Source organism: Arsukibacterium perlucidum DSM 18276 (genome assembly GCF_000382165.1).
Lineage (GTDB): Bacteria > Pseudomonadota > Gammaproteobacteria > Enterobacterales > Alteromonadaceae > Alishewanella > Alishewanella perlucidum.
The window spans coordinates 1-17,038 of sequence record NZ_KB907703.1 but is presented as its reverse complement, the minus strand read 5'-3'; the positions used below and the strand labels follow the sequence as shown (position 1 = coordinate 17,038).

Annotated in this window: 17 protein-coding genes and 1 riboswitch; of the genes, 8 read left to right on the top strand and 9 right to left on the bottom strand. The window is 48.7% G+C overall.

Annotation, left to right across the window (positions count from 1 at the left end; all coding sequences use genetic code 11):
• Positions 1-13: 13 nt before the first annotated feature.
• From dxs to H141_RS0102970, 3 genes are read right to left on the bottom strand one after another with little or no spacing between them, the layout of a single operon-like run.
• Positions 14-1,879, bottom strand: coding sequence for a 1-deoxy-D-xylulose-5-phosphate synthase (gene dxs, locus H141_RS0102980; protein ID WP_019674762.1), 1,866 nt, complete (start codon positions 1,877-1,879; stop codon positions 14-16).
• A gap of 14 nt (positions 1,880-1,893) precedes the next feature.
• Complete coding sequence (ispA, locus tag H141_RS0102975) at positions 1,894-2,778, bottom strand: (2E,6E)-farnesyl diphosphate synthase (protein WP_019674761.1); 885 nt, start codon at positions 2,776-2,778, stop codon at positions 1,894-1,896.
• A gap of 1 nt (position 2,779) precedes the next feature.
• On the bottom strand, positions 2,780-3,025 hold the full coding sequence (locus tag H141_RS0102970) for an exodeoxyribonuclease VII small subunit (protein ID WP_019674760.1): 246 nt from the start codon (positions 3,023-3,025) through the stop codon (positions 2,780-2,782).
• Between the two features lie 197 nt (positions 3,026-3,222).
• Here H141_RS0102970 and pomA point away from each other — a divergent pair, with 197 nt between their 5' ends.
• From pomA to thiI, 4 genes are all read left to right on the top strand, one after another.
• On the top strand, positions 3,223-3,996 hold the full coding sequence (pomA, locus tag H141_RS0102965; protein ID WP_019674759.1) for a flagellar motor protein PomA: 774 nt from the start codon (positions 3,223-3,225) through the stop codon (positions 3,994-3,996).
• Positions 3,993-4,949 carry a flagellar motor protein MotB gene (locus H141_RS0102960; RefSeq protein WP_026349193.1) on the top strand — a complete coding sequence of 319 codons (957 nt, stop codon included), beginning with the start codon at positions 3,993-3,995 and terminating at the stop codon, positions 4,947-4,949. The genes pomA and H141_RS0102960 overlap by 4 nt, the downstream gene beginning before the upstream one ends.
• A 163-nt stretch (positions 4,950-5,112) precedes the next feature.
• The gene (locus H141_RS0102955; RefSeq protein ID WP_240473083.1) at positions 5,113-6,174 is read left to right on the top strand and encodes a hypothetical protein; all 1,062 of its coding nucleotides are present in this window, start codon (positions 5,113-5,115) and stop codon (positions 6,172-6,174) included.
• Between the two features lie 77 nt (positions 6,175-6,251).
• On the top strand, positions 6,252-7,790 hold the full coding sequence (gene thiI, locus H141_RS0102950; RefSeq protein ID WP_019674756.1) for a tRNA uracil 4-sulfurtransferase ThiI: 1,539 nt from the start codon (positions 6,252-6,254) through the stop codon (positions 7,788-7,790).
• Here thiI and H141_RS0102945 read toward each other — a convergent pair.
• The gene (locus tag H141_RS0102945; protein ID WP_026349191.1) at positions 7,783-8,700 is read right to left on the bottom strand and encodes a ketopantoate reductase family protein; all 918 of its coding nucleotides are present in this window, start codon (positions 8,698-8,700) and stop codon (positions 7,783-7,785) included. The genes thiI and H141_RS0102945 overlap by 8 nt on opposite strands.
• A complete protein-coding gene (locus tag H141_RS0102940) occupies positions 8,667-9,023 on the bottom strand; it encodes a VanZ family protein (protein ID WP_019674753.1) in 357 nt (118 codons plus the stop codon). Before H141_RS0102940 ends, H141_RS0102945 begins: the two co-directional genes overlap by 34 nt.
• Positions 9,024-9,117: 94 nt before the next feature.
• Here H141_RS0102940 and H141_RS0102935 point away from each other — a divergent pair, with 94 nt between their 5' ends.
• Positions 9,118-9,600 (top strand): YajQ family cyclic di-GMP-binding protein, encoded by a 483-nt coding sequence (locus H141_RS0102935; RefSeq protein ID WP_019674752.1) that lies wholly within the window; start codon positions 9,118-9,120, stop codon positions 9,598-9,600.
• 81 nt (positions 9,601-9,681) lie between these two features.
• A riboswitch (cobalamin riboswitch) is annotated at positions 9,682-9,868 on the top strand.
• A 37-nt stretch (positions 9,869-9,905) separates the two neighbouring features.
• Positions 9,906-11,735, top strand: coding sequence for a TonB-dependent receptor domain-containing protein (locus tag H141_RS0102925; protein ID WP_019674751.1), 1,830 nt, complete (start codon positions 9,906-9,908; stop codon positions 11,733-11,735).
• Here H141_RS0102925 and H141_RS0102920 read toward each other — a convergent pair whose 3' ends face one another.
• A complete protein-coding gene (locus tag H141_RS0102920) occupies positions 11,736-12,584 on the bottom strand; it encodes an alpha/beta fold hydrolase (protein ID WP_019674750.1) in 849 nt (282 codons plus the stop codon).
• 139 nt (positions 12,585-12,723) lie between these two features.
• On the opposite strand from H141_RS0102920, the gene gdhA reads away from it, so the two are divergent.
• Positions 12,724-14,076: an NADP-specific glutamate dehydrogenase gene (gdhA, locus tag H141_RS0102915; protein WP_019674749.1), complete on the top strand. Its 1,353-nt coding sequence runs from the start codon at positions 12,724-12,726 to the stop codon at positions 14,074-14,076.
• A gap of 33 nt (positions 14,077-14,109) precedes the next feature.
• Here the strand turns inward: gdhA and H141_RS0102910 are convergent, their stop codons facing one another.
• The 3 genes from H141_RS0102910 to H141_RS0102900 all read right to left on the bottom strand — a co-directional run bounded on the left by H141_RS0102910 (position 14,110) and on the right by H141_RS0102900 (position 16,014).
• Positions 14,110-14,757 (bottom strand): energy-coupling factor ABC transporter permease, encoded by a 648-nt coding sequence (locus H141_RS0102910; protein WP_019674748.1) that lies wholly within the window; start codon positions 14,755-14,757, stop codon positions 14,110-14,112.
• 82 nt (positions 14,758-14,839) lie between these two features.
• On the bottom strand, positions 14,840-15,214 hold the full coding sequence (locus H141_RS0102905) for a DUF6746 family protein (protein WP_019674747.1): 375 nt from the start codon (positions 15,212-15,214) through the stop codon (positions 14,840-14,842).
• A gap of 116 nt (positions 15,215-15,330) precedes the next feature.
• Complete coding sequence (locus H141_RS0102900; protein WP_019674746.1) at positions 15,331-16,014, bottom strand: DsbA family protein; 684 nt, start codon at positions 16,012-16,014, stop codon at positions 15,331-15,333.
• A 190-nt stretch (positions 16,015-16,204) separates the two neighbouring features.
• On the opposite strand from H141_RS0102900, the gene H141_RS0102895 reads away from it, so the two are divergent.
• Positions 16,205-16,930: a substrate-binding periplasmic protein gene (locus H141_RS0102895; RefSeq protein WP_019674745.1), complete on the top strand. Its 726-nt coding sequence runs from the start codon at positions 16,205-16,207 to the stop codon at positions 16,928-16,930.
• The last annotated feature ends 108 nt before the right edge of the window (positions 16,931-17,038 follow it).

Genomic DNA, 17,038 nt, shown 5'->3' with positions numbered 1-17,038 from the left:
TTAACGGTTGCTTTTAACGGGAAATAAAGGCTGTTACCTGGCGGCTGATGCCGTTGCTGTCTAAACCCAGCTCTGCATAAATTTCCTGCTGGCTGCCATGCTTAATAAACTGGTCTGGCAGGCCAAGGTTTAGTACCTTAACCGCGTGACCATGCTGCAGGATAAAATCGTTAACGGCTGAACCGGCGCCACCCATCAGCGCGTTGTCTTCTACCGTGACAAAATGGCTGTGCTCAGATGCCAGTTGCTGCAGCAGGGCTTCATCCAGTGGTTTTATAAAACGCATATCAACCAGGGTGGCATTAAGCTCAGTTGCCACCTGCTGGCACTCGTTTAGCAAAGGGCCAAATGCCAGAATTGCTAACTTAGCTCCCTGCTTAACAATTCTGGCTTTCCCCAGCGGCAACAACTGCATCTGCTGGTTTGCGGCGATGCCTGTGCCGACGCCACGTGGATAGCGAACTGCAGCCGGTCCCAGGTGTTGATAACCGGTATACAGCATTTGCCGGCATTCATTTTCATCGGAAGGAACCATCAGCAGCATATTTGGAATGCAGCGCATAAAACTGATATCAAATGCCCCCTGATGAGTTGGGCCATCCGCGCCAACAATACCGGCCCGATCGATAGCAAATAATACGTCGAGATTTTGCAACGCGACATCATGGATCAGTTGGTCATAGCCACGTTGTAAAAAGCTGGAGTAGATAGCGACTACCGGTTTTAAACCTTCAATCGCCATCCCTGCTGCCAGGGTTACGGCATGTTGCTCGGCAATGGCAACATCGAAGTAGCGCTTAGCAAAGCTTTTAGAAAACTGCACCATGTCGGAGCCTTCGCGCATGGCTGGTGTAATACCCTGCAGCCGTTCGTCCTGCGCGGCCATATCACATAACCATTGTCCGAAAATATTAGAAAAAGTAGGCTTGCCGGCTTTTTTAACTGGTTGGCTACTGGCGTCCGGATCAAACTTAGCTACCGCATGGTAACCGATAGGGTCGGCTTCTGCCGGTGCATAACCTTTGCCTTTTTTGGTAACGATATGCAGTAACTGCGGACCTTTGAGATTCCGCATATTGCGAATGGTATCGGCCAGAGTGATTACATCGTGACCGTCAATCGGCCCGATATAATTAAAACCCAGTTCTTCAAAAAAGGTGCCGGGGGTAACCATGCCTTTAAAGTGTTCTTCGGCGCGGCTGGCCAGTTCATGCAATGGTGGTACGCCTTGCAAAATCTTTTTACCGCCTTCGCGCAGGCTGGTGTAAAAGCTGCCTGATAGAATTCTGGCGAAATATTGATTCAAGGCACCAACATTTTCTGAAATCGACATTTCATTGTCATTCAGAATAACCAGCATATCAGGGCGTACTTCACCGGCATGGTTCAGCGCCTCAAAAGCCATACCGGCAGTAATAGCACCATCGCCGATAACTGCAACGACTTTGCGTTTTGAGTTAGCCTGGCTGGCGGCAATTGCCATACCCAGCGCCGCACTTATTGAGGTACTGGAATGGCCAACTGTCAGGGTATCGTATTCACTTTCTTCACGGCATGGAAAAGGATGCAAACCGTCTTTCTGCCTGATACTGTGCATTTGTTCACGCCGACCGGTTAAAATTTTATGTGGATAAGCCTGATGGCCAACATCCCAGATCAGTCGGTCGAACGGTGTGTTATAAACGTAATGTAACGCCACCGTTAGTTCAACAGTGCCCAGGCCAGATGCAAAGTGACCGCTGCTCTGACTGACGGTTTTTAACAGAAAGCGTCTCAGCTCAGCACTGAGTGCCGGTAATTTATCCTGAGGTAACTTACGCAGTTGCTCAGGCAGATCTGCTTTGGCTAACAACGGGAAATCGGTCATATCTAATGCCATCTTCAATGCCTTTATTAAAACTTGCGGGCAATAATGTAATGAGCAAAGGCTTTTAACTCATCAGTATCGTAAGGAAGGCTGCTAAGTGCCGCTAACGCATCTTGATAAAGTTGGTTTGCTTTAACCTTAGCTTGTTCCAGCCCTAACAGTGCCGGGTAAGTTAATTTATTTGCCTTGCAATCTGAACCTTGTGGCTTACCAAGGACAATGGTATCACTTTCAATATCCAGAATGTCATCCTGCACCTGAAAAGCCAGTCCCAAAGCACTGGCAAAACCTGTCATGGCATGCAGCGTAGCTGGGCAATCTAGTTCACTGCTGTAATAAGCAAGTTGCACCGCACACTCGATTAAGGCGCCGGTTTTTAAGCGATGCATCTGCTCCAATGTCGCCAAATCAGTGCGTTTATTAGTTTGCGCTAAATCGATTGCCTGACCTGCACACATTCCGGCTATACCGCTTGCTCTGGCCAGGATAGATATGCGTTTCAGCCTGCGATCTGCGCTTAAGTTACCCTCAGGTCCGGCAAGAATATCGAAAGCCAATGCCTGCAGCGCGTCTCCAGCCAGAATAGCTGTGGCTTCGTCAAACGCCCGGTGACAAGTTGGCTTGCCGCGCCGCAAATCATCGTTATCCATGGCGGGTAAGTCGTCATGGATCAATGAGTAACTGTGCAGGCATTCAATAGCGCATGCCGCGCTGTCAAGGTTAGCAAGTGGCGCGCCAAGCATTTTACCACAGGCATAAACAAAAAACGGGCGGATCCGTTTGCCGCCATTTGTCAGGCTATATGACATTGCCTGATGTAAGGTGGCAGCAATTTGTGGCTGGGCAGCCATTTGCAGTTGTAATTGTTGCTCAATCCGGTGTTGATACAACGTCAGGCTTTGAGGTGCCAAGTTACTCTCCTGGCGGTGGTGTAAAAGCTTGCAGGCTTTCCTGCTGTTGCTGTTGTAACAGCAATTGAACTTTCTGCTCAGCGCTTTGAAGTTGTTGCTGGCTTTGCTTTACCAGGCTGATACCCCGTTCAAACTGGGTTAGCGAGGCATCAAGCGATAAGTCGCCTTGCTCTAATTGCTGCACTATACTTTCGAGTTCTGCCATTGCCTGTTCAAACTGGCCCAGGTCAGCTTTCTTTTTACTCATGACTATCCCCAAAAAAACTGTGCGCAACGTTACCTTAGCAGGCTATTATGGTCAATCATAACGAATAAGTGAAAGCCTAAATTACTTGTTTTCTGTAATTCAGTGCTCAATGTTTACGAAGTTTTGTCGATAACCGACTATAAGCTAATATAAAATAATCATTATTCCCGCTTGGGGTCTGTATTAAGGAGTAAATAGTGGATATAGCAACCCTGGTTGGCATGATTGGCGCTATTGGTTTTGTAGTCATGGCGATGATTATTGGTAGTAGTGGCGACCCTGCCATGTTTGCTGATTTAGTATCGGTGCTGATTGTGGTCGGGGGCTCTATTTTTGTTGTTATTACCAAATTTACCCTGAGTCAGTTTCTCGGAGCGGGCAAAATCGCAGTCAAAGCTTTTATGTTTAAAATTGAAGCGCCGGAAGAGTTGATTGAAAAAGCAGTACAACTAGGCGACTCAGCCCGCAAAGGTGGATTTCTGGCACTGGAAGAAGCAGAGATACCCAATGCTTTTATGCAGAAAGGCGTCAATATGCTGGTCGATGGCCATGATGCAGATGTAGTCAGAGCTACGTTGCTTAAGGATATCAGTCTGACCGAGAAACGTCATGAAACAGGTATCGCCATTTTTCGTAGTTTAGGCGACGTTGCCCCTGCAATGGGAATGATCGGTACCTTGATCGGTTTGGTGGCAATGTTATCTAACATGGATGATCCTAAGGCGATCGGCCCGGCGATGGCGGTGGCACTTTTAACAACCTTGTATGGTGCTTTTATTGCTAACGTTATTGCTATACCGCTGGCTGATAAGCTGGCCATTCGAAACCAGCAGGAAAAACAGAATAATCAGCTGATCCTGGATGCTATTCTGGGTATTCAGGACGGTCAGAACCCGAAAGTGATTGAAGGCATTTTACGCAATTACCTGGCTCAGGGTAAGCGCGAGGTCGCTGCCGGAGAGCCCGCATGAACGACGAAGAAGAACAGGAATGTAAATGCCCCCCTCCGGGGCTCCCACAGTATATGGGTACCTTTGCTGACTTAATGGCGCTGCTAATGTGCTTTTTCGTATTGCTGCTGGCGTTTTCAGAAATGGACGTGTTGAAGTTCAAGCAAATTGCCGGTTCAATGAAGTTTGCATTTGGGGTGCAAAATAAAATTGAAGTTGAAGATATCCCAAAGGGTACCAGTGTTATTGCGATGGAGTTCAGACCTGGCCGGCCCGATCCAACGCCCATTGAGACCTTGCAGCAGCAAACAATGGAAATTACCCAGCAGGTCATAGAGTTTCAGGCTGGTGAGGAAGATTCAGCTGGTGGCCGGCAAGAGCAGCGGGATGATATGACGGGGGGCCAGTCAGCAGCCAATGCAGAAGAGACCGCAGATGCTGAAGCGGCAGCCGCGGATGCTGCGGCCGAGGAAATGCAGCAGCAAACCAATGAAATGGTAAAAAAGCTGGCAGAGCAGTTGGAACAACAAATTGTCGATGGTGCTGTTGAGCTTGAGTCACTGGGCCAGCAAATCATTATCCGCATTCGTGAAAATGGGTCCTTCCCCTCTGGTTCATCATTTTTGCAACCCCGGTTCCGGCCTATTATTCAGCAAATAGGGACTTTGTTAAATGAGGTACCCGGCGAAATAACGGTAAGTGGTCATACCGATGATATCCAGGTGTCAGATGAGCTGCACAGTAATAACTGGGAACTATCTGCCAAAAGGGCTGTATCTGTGGCAACTGAGCTAATCCGGGCGCCTGACTTTGATCGGCAACGGGTGGTGGTGATGGGGCATGCTGATACCCGACCGTTAGTGGAAAACGACTCTGAGCTAAATCGCCGGCGCAACCGGCGGGTTGAAATATCAATAATGCAGGGTAAGGCCAAAGAGTCAGATCCAATAAGCTTCGAGCCGGCGGCAAACTAGTGTTGTGTTAAATTGATTCAGCCTGGTTAAAACACCGCAGCAAGGGATCACAAACAATTAATGTTCAGCCTGCTCAAGATGTTAATGTTCAGGCTGAAAAAACTGCTCAAGCTTTAACCAGAACTTGCCGATAACCGTTTAACAGAAAAACCTTGTGGAGCCAATGATGGATATTACATCTGCTTCGCAACAGTTTGCGGTTGCCGAACAAAAAACCATTGCTTATGGTCGCAAACAGCAGTTACTAAGCAAAGCCAATACCGAACCACGCCCTGTCCCTGCTGTAGCCAAACCGGTTGCGGCTAATAACGGCATGTATATTGATCCAGCGCCTGCGGTGCCTGACAACACTACAACATCAGATCAGGCAGCCCAGACGACAGACGATGATAAGGTGTTCAACGCCTTTCAAACCATTGGCATGGTAAAGCGCATTCTGGCACAGTTAAGCGTGCACACCAGCGAATGGCTGGATAAACCATTGATGGCAGAGTTTTCCGCTAAGGACATCGAAAGCGTCGCCCTCAGCAGCAGCGTATCGCAGCAATCGGTGTGGTTAACTGCCAGTCAAAGCCAGCCAGACATAGCCGGTCAGATTTTAGCAACCGAGCAGTGGGAGTTTGGATATCAGGCAGTGCATGCTAGCTTCAGCGGCGAATTACAACTTAACGACGGCAGCAGTATCAGCTTTGCTTTTGAGTTTAGTATGGCTTTAAGCTGGGCACGCTATAGCTATACCGAACAGCCGTTACAAGATCCGCTGATCGTCAGTTTATCCGGCAGCCCGGTGCAACTGAGCAACGATAGTAAACTGTTTGATCTCCGCAATGATGGCAGCAAAGTGCGGCTACCCCAACTGGCCGCGCAGCAATATTATCTGGCTTATGATCGCAACAACGACCGGCAGGTGAATAATGGCACCGAGCTGTTTGGCCCGCAAACTGGCCAGGGCTTCGCTGAGCTGGCCGCGTTTGATGATAACGGCAATGGCTTTATCGACCCCAGCGATGATATCTGGCAATACCTGTATTTATGGCGGCCTAACCAACCGCTGCAAAGCATGACAGAGGCAAAGCTGGGGGCATTTTCTGTAAGTTCGGTTGCTACACCGATGCCATTGCTGGATAAACAGCAGCAAAAAACCGGCGAAATTCAACGCAGTGGCCTGGCATTTACTGACAATGCCAGGCCGGTCTTGGTTCAGCAAATTGATTTGCTGGTGTAGTAGTTGCTATTTAAAAAAGCTGCTGGTCGTAATCAGGTCTGGGTACAGCATATTACTTAAAGCCAGAGTACAGCACGATGTTAGGTGTTGCTCTGGCTTTGCGCTATAATCCGCGCCACTTTTTAGCGCTGTTATTGTCATGTCTGAATATTATGCTTGAATTTATTATTAAACTGCATCCTGAGATATCGATTAAAAGTAAGTCGGTTCGCAAACGCCAGACTAAGTTACTGGAACGCAACCTGAAAAACATCCTGACTCAGGTTGAGCCCGGGGTTGTCGTAACCAACCTGTTTGATCATCTGACTATCAGTTGCGATAACGATACACCACAAATTCGGAGCAAGCTTATTGAGCGCTTAGGCTGTATTCCGGGTATTGTTACTTTCTCAGAAATGCGCACAGCAGCTTTTAACGACTTACACGATATTTATTTGCAGGTGTTGGCGGTATATCAGTCGCAGCTTGCAGGTAAAACGTTTTGTGTGCGGGTTAGGCGCCAAGGTAAGCATAGCTTTAGCTCCATTGAAGCAGAACGGTATATCGGCGGTGGCCTTAATCAGCAGGTTGCCTCGGCGAAAGTTCAGCTAAAACAACCGGATATCACGATTAAGCTGGAGATTAAGCAGGATAAGCTATTACTGTTAAGCGAGAGCTTCAGTGGCATGGGCGGCTTCCCATTGCCTTCGCAATCAGACGTGCTATCACTGATTTCCGGCGGTTATGATTCTGCCGTTGCCAGTTACCTGATGATCCGCAAAGGCCTGCGGACCCATTATCTTTTTTTTAATCTGGGCGGTGCTGCACACGAAGCCGGAGTGCGGGAGATGGCATTTTATCTTTGGCAAAAATACAGCCTGTCGCATCGGGTTAAGTTTGTAAGTGTCGATTTTGCGCCGGTGGTCGATAATATCCTTGAGCAGGTTGATAACGGCGTTATGGGCGTTATCCTGAAGCGGATGATGTTGCGCGCTGCCAGTCGCGTAGCGCATGATTTAGGTATAAAAGCGGTGGTAACTGGCGAGAGTATTGGTCAGGTGTCGAGTCAAACCATCGCTAACCTGGCAGTGATAGACAGAGTTACTCCCGATTTAGTGTTACGCCCTCTGATTTATCATGATAAGCAGGATATTATTGATATCGCCCGGCAAATAGGCGTGGAAGAACTGGCGAAAAGCATGCCGGAATATTGCGGCGTGATATCGAAAAAGCCTACCGTTAATGCCGTACTGACAGAGGTGGAGCAAAACGAAAGTAAGTTAGATATGGCATTGCTGGAACAGGTGGTCAGAGCGGCTAAAGTGCTGGATATCCGTACTATAGATTATCAGGCGGAGCAGGAAGCTCACGTCGTTAGTACACTGGCTGAGCTGGCCGACAATGCGGTAATTCTAGATATCCGCAGCCCGGAAGAAACCGAGCAGGCGCCATTTGCCGATGTTGGCGTGCCAGTGGTGGAATTACCCTTTTTTCGGCTGGCTAGTCAGTTCACTAAACTAGACCCTGGCCATCACTATTACTGTTATTGCAGTAAAGGGGTGATGAGCCGGTTGCAAGCGCTGTTATTGCATGAGCTGGGGCATAAAAATGTGTCGGTATACCGGCCTGCTAAGTAGCAGTTGTTAACGCCCGAATACGCATAAGCAGTTGTTTATTTGCCGGTGCGGCGATGTTAAGTTGTGCCGCTTGCTGACAGACGTAACCACAGATAGCGTCAATTTCAGTTTGCCGTCCGGCTTGGACATCTTGCTGCATTGATGAAAAATTATTAGTTGTCGCAGCGATTACCTGATACACCTTAGCCAGGCTTGAGCTGATATCCATCGGATAGCCTGATGCTGTCGCGACCTGACACACTTCGCTAACCAGCGCTTCAATCTGAGGTTGATAGCGCGGCGCCGCCAGCTGGCCATTCTGGCAATTCTCTATCGCGGTCAATGGATTAATAGCTACATTAATTGCCAGCTTTTGCCAGAGCAGCGGATAAATGTCAGCAACAACAGACAGCGGCCCCAATGCTACAGTCATTGCTGCGACAATATCGTCATCTTCCCAGCTGGCAGCAGTTAGTTTTGCCAGATAGCTTGACCCGGTACCACTATGAATAACGTGATCTGGTGCCGGTTTGTAAGCTGCCTGACTGGTTGATAAAAACCAGAGCCCTTGCTCTGGTGTTAATTGTTCCAGCAACGGCTGAAGCGGAACAATCCCGTTATGACTGATAACCAGCTGAGCATTATTAGCAAGATAAGGCATTAATTGCGCTACGGCATGGCGGACATCGTATGCTTTTACCGGCACCAGCAAGCGCTGAACAGGGCTATTTGTTTGCTGTGGCAGCAAACATAATTGCTTATTTTGCTGTTGAATATCGGTAAAATTAAGCTGCAGATTTGCAGGTTGTTTAAGCCAGAGCCTGGTTGGATAACCAGCAAGCTGCAGCCTGGCGCCGGCCAGCAGACCAATAGCGCCCCTACCAACAATGCACCAGCTTAGCGCTGGCTGCGCGGACGTATATGGTGCCACAATGCACGAACCAGATAAAAACTCACTATACCGGCAATATCGGCCAGCCAATCCCACCAATCACCGGTGCGACGGGTAAAGTAATGCTGTGCCAGCTCTATAGCGCCACCATAGATACCCAGCAACAGAAATGCTGGCAGCGGAGTAAGCCTGAAACCTTTCCAAATCAGAGCTGTCAGGACAGCGAAAATACCAAAATGGGCCACTTTGTCGATATGAGCAAAGCCACCACCGATCCGGTGACCACTTAGCTCAGCCAAAAAGCCAGCGGTTGCCAGCACAAAACACAATACACATACCCAACGATAAAAAATCTGTGGCACAGCTACCCCCAGCTTTGAAACGGCGCTCGGATTGTAGCAGTTTTCTGGTTATAATCACCAGCAGACAGAATGGCTTATGCTAAGGAGATTTAAAATGCCCTCATTCGATATCGTGTCAGAAGTCGACCAGCAAGAAGTGCTGAATGCAGTAGAAAATGCCAACCGTGAATTAACCACCCGCTTTGATTTTCGGGGCGTGCAGGCCGATTTTACTCTGAAAGAAAAAGTGATCACCATGAAAGCAGAAGCTGAATTTCAATTACAGCAAATGCTGGAAATTTTTCTGGCTAAAGCGGTCAAGCGCGGCCTTGATGTCCGCTCATTTAAAGAGGGTGATGTAGTGCACTCGGGTAAAACATACAGTTTAAGTGTCAGCCTGTTGCAAGGAATAGAGCAGGACATGGCAAAAAAGTTAGTTAAGTTGATTAAAGATAATAAGCTTAAAGTTCAGGCTGCTATTCAGGGTGATCAAGTGCGGGTGACCGGCAAAAAGCGTGATGACTTGCAGGAGGCCATGGCACTGGTACGCGGCAGTGATTTAGAACAAGCCTTTCAGTTTACTAATTTTCGTGACTAACCTGGCCATTTGATTTGTTTTAGCCGTCTGGCTATCTATTGACATTTTCTGCTTCACGGTTACACTGCACGCGGCCTTTACTAAGGCCGCTTTTTTTCAGGTGCTGCAGCATGCTGCAGTTAAACGGGAATCTGGTTTAAGCCAGAGCTGCCCCCGCAACGGTAAACAACTATCAAAGCTTTGAATACCACTGTCAGCTGATGGGAAGGTAAAGTTTTGGCGCAAGCAGGTTGTAAGCCCGGAGACCGGCCTGAAAAGTCCACTAACTAACTAACATGTGCGGTGGGCACATTGTAGGAGCTTTGATGTTTAAACCTGCTTTTGCAGCCTTGCTGGTTGCATCCTGCTATCCGGCTGGTGCCAGTACGTTTGTTGCTGCCAGCCTGAACGACACTTCTATTGTAAATGATACCCCTGATGCGGCTGTTGAACATATCAGTATTTACGCTAACCGCACTGCTACGTTGCAGCAAGATGTGCTGGCCAGCGTTACGGTGCTGGAACGAGCCGATATAGTGGCGCGTCAGTCAAACGATTTACCTGAGTTACTGGCTCAGTTACCCGGGATTAACTTAAGCCGGGATGGTGGCCGTGGTCAGAACAGTAGTATATATGTGCGCGGTGGTAATACCGGTCACACCCTGGTGCTGGTTGATGGGGTGCGCAGTGGCTCCGCTACTTTGGGATATAAAGCCTTATCGATGGTGCCGCTGGAGTTGATTGAACGGATTGAAGTTATCCGGGGGCCCCGGGCTGCCTGGTATGGCTCTGATGCTCTGGCCGGTGTTATTGCCATAACCACCCGGCGTAGCAGAGCATTGGAATTGCATGGCCGTGTCGGCAGTTATGGCCAGGCTGGTGCTGATATCAGTGTCAGTCAGCAACTTGAACGGTTAACCCTGCGGGCCAGTGCCGGGGCCAGTCAGGCTGATGGTTTTAACGCCCAGCCGGCACAAGACCCTGATAGTGATGGCTATCAGCAGCAGTATCTGAAAGTTGCGGCTGAGTACCACTCATATGTTGGACTATGGACTGCTCAGGCTGACGTGAATTCCGGTTTTAATCAGTTTGATACCAGTTTTGGTCGTGAAGATGAAACTGATACCCTTAGCCGTGCCTATCTGCTTGGCTGGCAACAGCAGCTGAACAGCTGGCAACATCAGGCTCAGCTCAGTCGTAACCTGGATAGCGACACGACTTTTGGCCCTGACTCCCGCAGCCCTTTTGTCACTGAGCGTGACGAGTTCAGTTATCAGGCGGCGTCTGAGTTAGCTATCGGCTTACAATTTGTGGGCGGGGTTAACTGGTATCAGGAGCAGGTGGCAAAATCTGCCACCGCATACGAGCAAACCAGCAGAACGAATCGCGCAATATTCGCCGGCGTTAACTATCAGCTTAATCTGTTACAGCTGGAAGCAGCGGCCCGCCATGATGCGATTAATCAGTATGGTGCTGAGACAACCTGGCAGCTAGCCGCAGGTTATCAATTGACCGAGCACTGGCAGCTTCGTGCCAGTCGTGGTACCGCCTTTAAAGTGCCTTCATTCAACCAGTTGTATTTTCCGGGTTTTGCCAACCCGGATCTTAAACCAGAGCAGTCGATATCGGATGAAGTTGCCCTGAGCTATCTGACAAGCGGCTTAACGTTGCAGCTTGCCTGGTTTGAGCGCGAGGTTACCAACCTTATTCAGGGGGTTGAGCAGGCTGAGAATGTGGTGTTGGCTACGGTCAGCGGGCTTGAATTCAGCTTGCTCAAAACCTGGCAGCAATGGTCCAGTAATTTCAGCTATAGCTGGCTGGATACTGAGAACCGTAGCAACGGCTTTAAGCTGGAGCGCCGGCCTGAAAATACGATTAACTGGCGGGGCAGTTACACCGCTGACAATTGGTCTGCCTTTATTACAGCAGATTATCAAAGTGCCAGTTTTCAGGGGCTAGATTGGTTTAGCGGTGACGTCTTTCCACAAGCGCCTGCCCATACTTTATGGGGGGTGGGGCTGAGTTATGACATTACACCGCAGCTGACACTGAGGGCCCGGCTGGCGAATGTGACCGATAAAGATTATTACACCAGCCGGGGCTATGCTACCGCCGGTGCTAATTTTGGTCTGTCAGTCAGCTACATTGTGCAGTGATCAGAGCCAGGTTTTTATCAGCCTGGCAACCTCGCAGGCGGCTGTCATATGACAATGATGGCCGCCGGTTATTTGAGTAACGGTTAACTTTTGATACCAGCTTTGTACCTCCTCCAGCTTACTGCTAAAAGGGCCACCACTGGCTAAAACGGCCAGTACCGGAGCCTGCACTGCCTGGCATAATTCCCTGGCCTGGTTTTGAGTAAGCCGGTGTACCGATTTATACCGCAAGCGATAATCGTTTCTCCAGCAGACGCCATGCTGGTCACTGACAGTTCCGCGCTCTGCCAGTAACAGCGCTTGTTGCATGCCAAAATCGCCCTGGCTAAGTCTGGCCCTGGCCGCAGCAGCAAGATCCGGGTAGTATGGCTTGAGTTTGGGGGCTGATTTTAACCTTGAGACTATTCCCTGACGTAACTGTTCGCTGCTGCTGATCTCCGCAGTAACAAAACCCAGACTATCAATCAGCACTAAACGGGCTACCAGCTCAGGAAAGGCTGCAGCCAGGGCGGTTGCTACCATACCACCCATCGAATGGCCAATGATGGTCAGTTGTTGCCAGCCCTGCTGCTGACACAATGCGACAATGTCTTCCACCCAGTCAAAAAAATAGTAGTGGGCATCATCACTGCGATAAGGCGAGTGGCCATGGCCCGGAAAATCCAGTGCCAGCATGGGTGTGCCGGCCAATGCGTTGGCCAATGGTATAAAACTGGCGGCGTTGTCTTGCCAACCATGCAAACAGAGGGTCGGAGTCTGGCCATCGTTAAAGTGTTGCTGATTAGCTAATGCAGCAAATTGCATGCTATTTTTATAACCAGTTAAGCTAAAGTGTAATGAGTGATCCATAACAGGCTCTTTTTGCGTTAATTACCTGACGCTTTTATTTCCTTGCTGGCCATTGTGCCAGTCTGCTACTGCAATTGACAGGGTAACCGCTGACAGGCTGCCCCCTGCACACACCTTATTCAAAACACAGGTTTATGATATGCCCTATACCCACAATACCATCGTTAAATTACAAAAAAGCAGCCCGGCACAGACCGAGTTTTACCAGGCAGTTGAAGAAGTGCTGGACTCACTGGCACCGGTGCTTGATGAAGACAGTCGCTTTTGCAAGCATTCTATTATTGAGCGAATGGTAGAGCCGGAGCGACAAATTATGTTCAGGATAGCCTGGGTTGATGATAGCGGCACTGTGCAGGTGAACAAGGGTTACCGGGTTGAGTTTAATTCTGCTTTGGGGCCATACAAAGGTGGCATCCGTTTTCATCCCAGTGTCAATGCCAGCATTATAAAGTTTCTGGGTTTTGAACAGGTTTTAAAGAATGCTCTTACCGGTTTGCCATTGGGCGGCGGTAAAGGTGGCGCGAACTTTGATCCTAAGGGTAAGTCAGATGGTGAAATTATGCGTTTTTGCCAGGCATTTATGAGTGAGTTGTACCGGCATATAGGCCCGACCACCGATGTACCCGCCGGCGATATTGGCGTAGGTTCCCGCGAAATTGGCTATATGTTTGGCCAGTATAAAAAGCTGACCAACCGTTTTGAGGGTGTGCTTACCGGTAAAGACTTATTGTGGGGTGGCTCGCTGGTGCGCAAGGAAGCCACTGGTTATGGTTGTGTTTATTTCGCAGAGCATATGCTTGAAGGGAACAAAGATACCCTGGAAGGTAAAGAGTGTCTGGTATCAGGCTCGGGTAATGTTGCTATTTATACTATTGAAAAATTATTGGAACTCGGGGCGAAACCGGTAACCTGCTCTGATTCCGCTGGCACCATTTATCAGAAAAGTGGTATCGATGTAACAAGTTTAAAACAGGTAAAAGAGGTAGAGCAGGGCAGGTTAAGTGATTATGCTAAGCGTCATCCTGATGCTGAGTATATCAGCCGCGACAACTACCCTAAGGATGGCCATGCTGTGTGGCGTTTTGCCGGGCAGTTAGCATTTCCCTGTGCAACCCAGAACGAACTAACAGCGGCCGATGCCAAAGCTTTACTGGATAATGGCTGCATAGCAGTTTGTGAAGGTGCCAATATGCCCTGTACTGCGGATGCCGCTGACCTGCTGTTACAGGCAAAAATTGCCTATGCGCCTGGCAAGGCTGCTAATGCAGGGGGCGTGGCGACCAGTCAACTGGAAATGGCGCAGAATGCCAGCATGCAGCACTGGAGTTTTGCTGAGGTTGATCAGAAATTGAAAGACATTATGCTGGGGATATACCAGCGCACCAGGGATACGGCGGCTGAGCTTGAGCAACCCACTAATTTTATTCTGGGGGCTAACGTTGCTGGTTTTCGGCGGGTTGCCGATGCCATGATTCAGCAGGGGGTAGTGTAATTTTCAGTATATAATTTATCACCTGAACGGTAATCAGCGATCCGGCGACAGGTACTCATTGTCATAAAAGGTTCTGAGCCAGTGTGGCCGGTAAACACTCATCAGCGTAATCGCCATGCCGTTGAGCAGGGCTTCGGCAAACCAGATAAGTAAAGCCAGTTGCAGGTAATTCTGATAAATACTGGCCCAGCTGTGCAAGCCCTGCCAATAGAACCATAACGACGTTAGTACTATCTTCAGGGTAATTGTAAGTGCAGCACTAGCGAAGCCTGCCACAAAAATATAGATAAACAGATGGCGCGGCAGGTATTGGTAAGACAGGATAAAAATCAGGTAACTGAACACTGCTGGCAGCATTACGGTTAACACTGCGACGCTGCCGGCATCAACCAGAGTGACTTTGCCCAGCGCAACCAGCATGCCAATAGCCAGGCTACCAATCAGCCAGGTGATCCGCCAGCCATGACACAACACCAGCGTGGTTATTCCGAGCAAGTGCAGTTCCAGCCCGGGTTCAATTCCGGCCCGCACTAACCAGAGCAAGCCAATAATCAGAACGGAGCCAAACAGCAAATGCTGATAACCTGCATCAGTTCTGAGCTTTGGCACGAGTTCTCGCGGGAAAAACCACAGCAGCAGTACCAGCCATAGCAGCCAGGCACCACCTTGCCATAGAGTCATACACTTCTCCAATTTACACCCGGTTAGCGTTGTCTGCTCTGGTACAGTATACCGGGCCGGCAGCTTTGGATCAGCAGGTCGTTTATTTCACCAAAGTGTTAGCCGTATCCAGATAGTGCTTAGCTTGCTTTTTAACCTTAGCAAAATCCATACTTTCTGAAGCCAGATGTACTTCTTCAAGCACCTCTTTTAACTGGGTTGTTTCGCTGTGGATTTTTTCCAGCGCATTTTCCAGGGTATAAGTTAACTGGTGGATCTCAACCATGGCTTGCGGGGTGAGCTCGCCCTGCAGTAGTTGCTGTAAGTTCTGGTTGTTAGTGCGGAATAATTCAATAGCATCTTGCAAGGTCGCGGCCTGTTCTCCTTTAAAGTGATCTGGTCGTTGCTGGTCAGCGACGCTGTAGCAGGCAAAAGTCGCTAACAATAATATGGCACTGAGGGGAATAGCCGCTTTCATAAAGAACCTCACAACTTAGATGATAATAATTATCAGTTACGATATCACAGTCAATAACAGTCGCAATAACATTTTAAAACGATTTGTCTGCATTCAGCTTGCAAACAAGCCCGTCGCTATTTTTGCTGCAGGTAGTCAATTAATGCCAGATAAGCGTCCAGGTTGTTGATATCGGCATTTGGCGTAATTAAATAACGGCCATTTACTACCAGGGCCGGTACGCCGCGAATGTTATTATCCTGCATTTCGCTGACACTGCGGCGCATTTTACTGACCACCTGCTCGCTGTTTTCAGCAATCTCAAAAAAAGCTGCCTGATCTACCTGATGGCTCGTTAAAAATTGTTGTAAATCTAGCGGGGTAAGCTGGCGCTTTGCTTCATATAGCTTGAACAATGGGTCTGTTAAGTGCTCCAACTCCATTTGCTGCAAACTGTAAAAAATCCGGGCGTCGGTTTGCCAGTGTGGCACCGCCGCAGCGTGTTTTCGAACCAGGCTTAACTCTGGACGACGCAGCATGATGGCTTCCAGTACCGGTTCAAATTGCTGGCAATGCTGACAACCAAACCAGAAGTATTGCACCAGATAAGGCGGTTTTGCATGTTCAGGGTCAATATTGTCAACTAACCGATAATGCACGTCTTGCTCAAATTGCAATGCAGCTGGACGGGTTTGTGGTGCAGCAGTCTGCTCACTGGAGCTGGCCGGTTTGGCTGGTTCAGAGCACGCTATCAATGACCAACTTAGGCTGGCAACGATCAGTAATTTAGCAAGGTTAATTGCGAAGAAGTTAGCTGTCATAAGAAGTCGGTTGTATTGGGAATAAAGTGGCGTTATAACAACAGGGCGGCTGATACTTGTCAACTGGCGAAAAGTTGGCTGTCTTAATGTCCGGGTTAAACTGCACTAACTGTTAAACTGAGGATTCTACATGGCATGGGTTAGTCGATATCTGGTGGTTGTTGGATTAATACTTGCTACAGGCATGTGCGTGGCGCAAGAAACAAGCCAGCTGCAGGTAGTAACTGAGCTTTCGCCGCCACACCAGACCCTGGTGGCCGGTCAGGTAGACGGCTACAGTACTCAATTGGTTAAAGCTATTCTGCAGCAGGCAGACATTGTCGCCAGTATTGAAATTTATCCCTGGGCCCGCGCTTATAAGATGGCGTTAGAGCAGCCAGAGATCCTGATTTATAACATGGCGCGAACGGCAGAGCGCGAGCCGTTATTTCAGTGGATAGGTCCGGTAGCTTCTTACCGGCTTGGTTTTGTAAAACTTGCTCATCGGCAGGATATTCAGCTGAAGACTCTGGCCGATGCCCAGCAGTATAGTGTTGCGGTGCAACGACATGATGTTGCCGAAACTTTTTTGAAAAAAAATGGTTTTGGTCAACCAGATCAGTTGGTAGTGGCAGCAGATATTTCAGAATCCTGGCAGTTATTGCTGCATGGCAAGGTGGATTTAATCATTGATGATCCGATGGCTCTGACCGCGATGGCCGCTCATTTCAATATTAAACCGGAATATGTAGAATTTGCCTTTGCCATTGAGCAGCTGCAGCAGCAAACTTACCTGGCGGCTAATAAGGCTATGTCAGCCGAAGTGATTAAAAACTTGCAGCAGGCGCACCAACATGTTGCCGCCAGTACACTGTATCAGAAAGTTATGCGCTCAGAATTTGACGGGATAATTCCGGTAAAAAATAAACAGATATAAATCAGGCCGCATTTGCGGCCTGTTTTATTGTAATAACTAATATAAGACTGAGCTAACAGTTTAAATTTTCTTATATTTAATCCGGTGTGGCTCCAGAGCTGCGGCGCC

What these genes read in the sequence shown, in the direction of transcription:
- H141_RS0102910 (WP_019674748.1), bottom strand. Translation starts at nt 14,757, where the DNA reads ATGACTCTATGGCAAGGTGGTGCCTGGCTGCTATGGCTGGTACTGCTG.
- H141_RS0102970 (WP_019674760.1), bottom strand. Translation starts at nt 3,025, where the DNA reads ATGAGTAAAAAGAAAGCTGACCTGGGCCAGTTTGAACAGGCAATGGCA.
- H141_RS0102955 (WP_240473083.1), top strand. Translation starts at nt 5,113, where the DNA reads ATGATGGATATTACATCTGCTTCGCAACAGTTTGCGGTTGCCGAACAA.
- H141_RS0102920 (WP_019674750.1), bottom strand. Translation starts at nt 12,584, where the DNA reads ATGGATCACTCATTACACTTTAGCTTAACTGGTTATAAAAATAGCATG.
- H141_RS0102900 (WP_019674746.1), bottom strand. Translation starts at nt 16,014, where the DNA reads ATGACAGCTAACTTCTTCGCAATTAACCTTGCTAAATTACTGATCGTT.
- H141_RS0102905 (WP_019674747.1), bottom strand. Translation starts at nt 15,214, where the DNA reads ATGAAAGCGGCTATTCCCCTCAGTGCCATATTATTGTTAGCGACTTTT.
- gdhA (WP_019674749.1), top strand. Translation starts at nt 12,724, where the DNA reads ATGCCCTATACCCACAATACCATCGTTAAATTACAAAAAAGCAGCCCG.
- thiI (WP_019674756.1), top strand. Translation starts at nt 6,252, where the DNA reads ATGTTAGGTGTTGCTCTGGCTTTGCGCTATAATCCGCGCCACTTTTTA.
- dxs (WP_019674762.1), bottom strand. Translation starts at nt 1,879, where the DNA reads ATGGCATTAGATATGACCGATTTCCCGTTGTTAGCCAAAGCAGATCTG.
- H141_RS0102960 (WP_026349193.1), top strand. Translation starts at nt 3,993, where the DNA reads ATGAACGACGAAGAAGAACAGGAATGTAAATGCCCCCCTCCGGGGCTC.
- H141_RS0102935 (WP_019674752.1), top strand. Translation starts at nt 9,118, where the DNA reads ATGCCCTCATTCGATATCGTGTCAGAAGTCGACCAGCAAGAAGTGCTG.
- H141_RS0102925 (WP_019674751.1), top strand. Translation starts at nt 9,906, where the DNA reads ATGTTTAAACCTGCTTTTGCAGCCTTGCTGGTTGCATCCTGCTATCCG.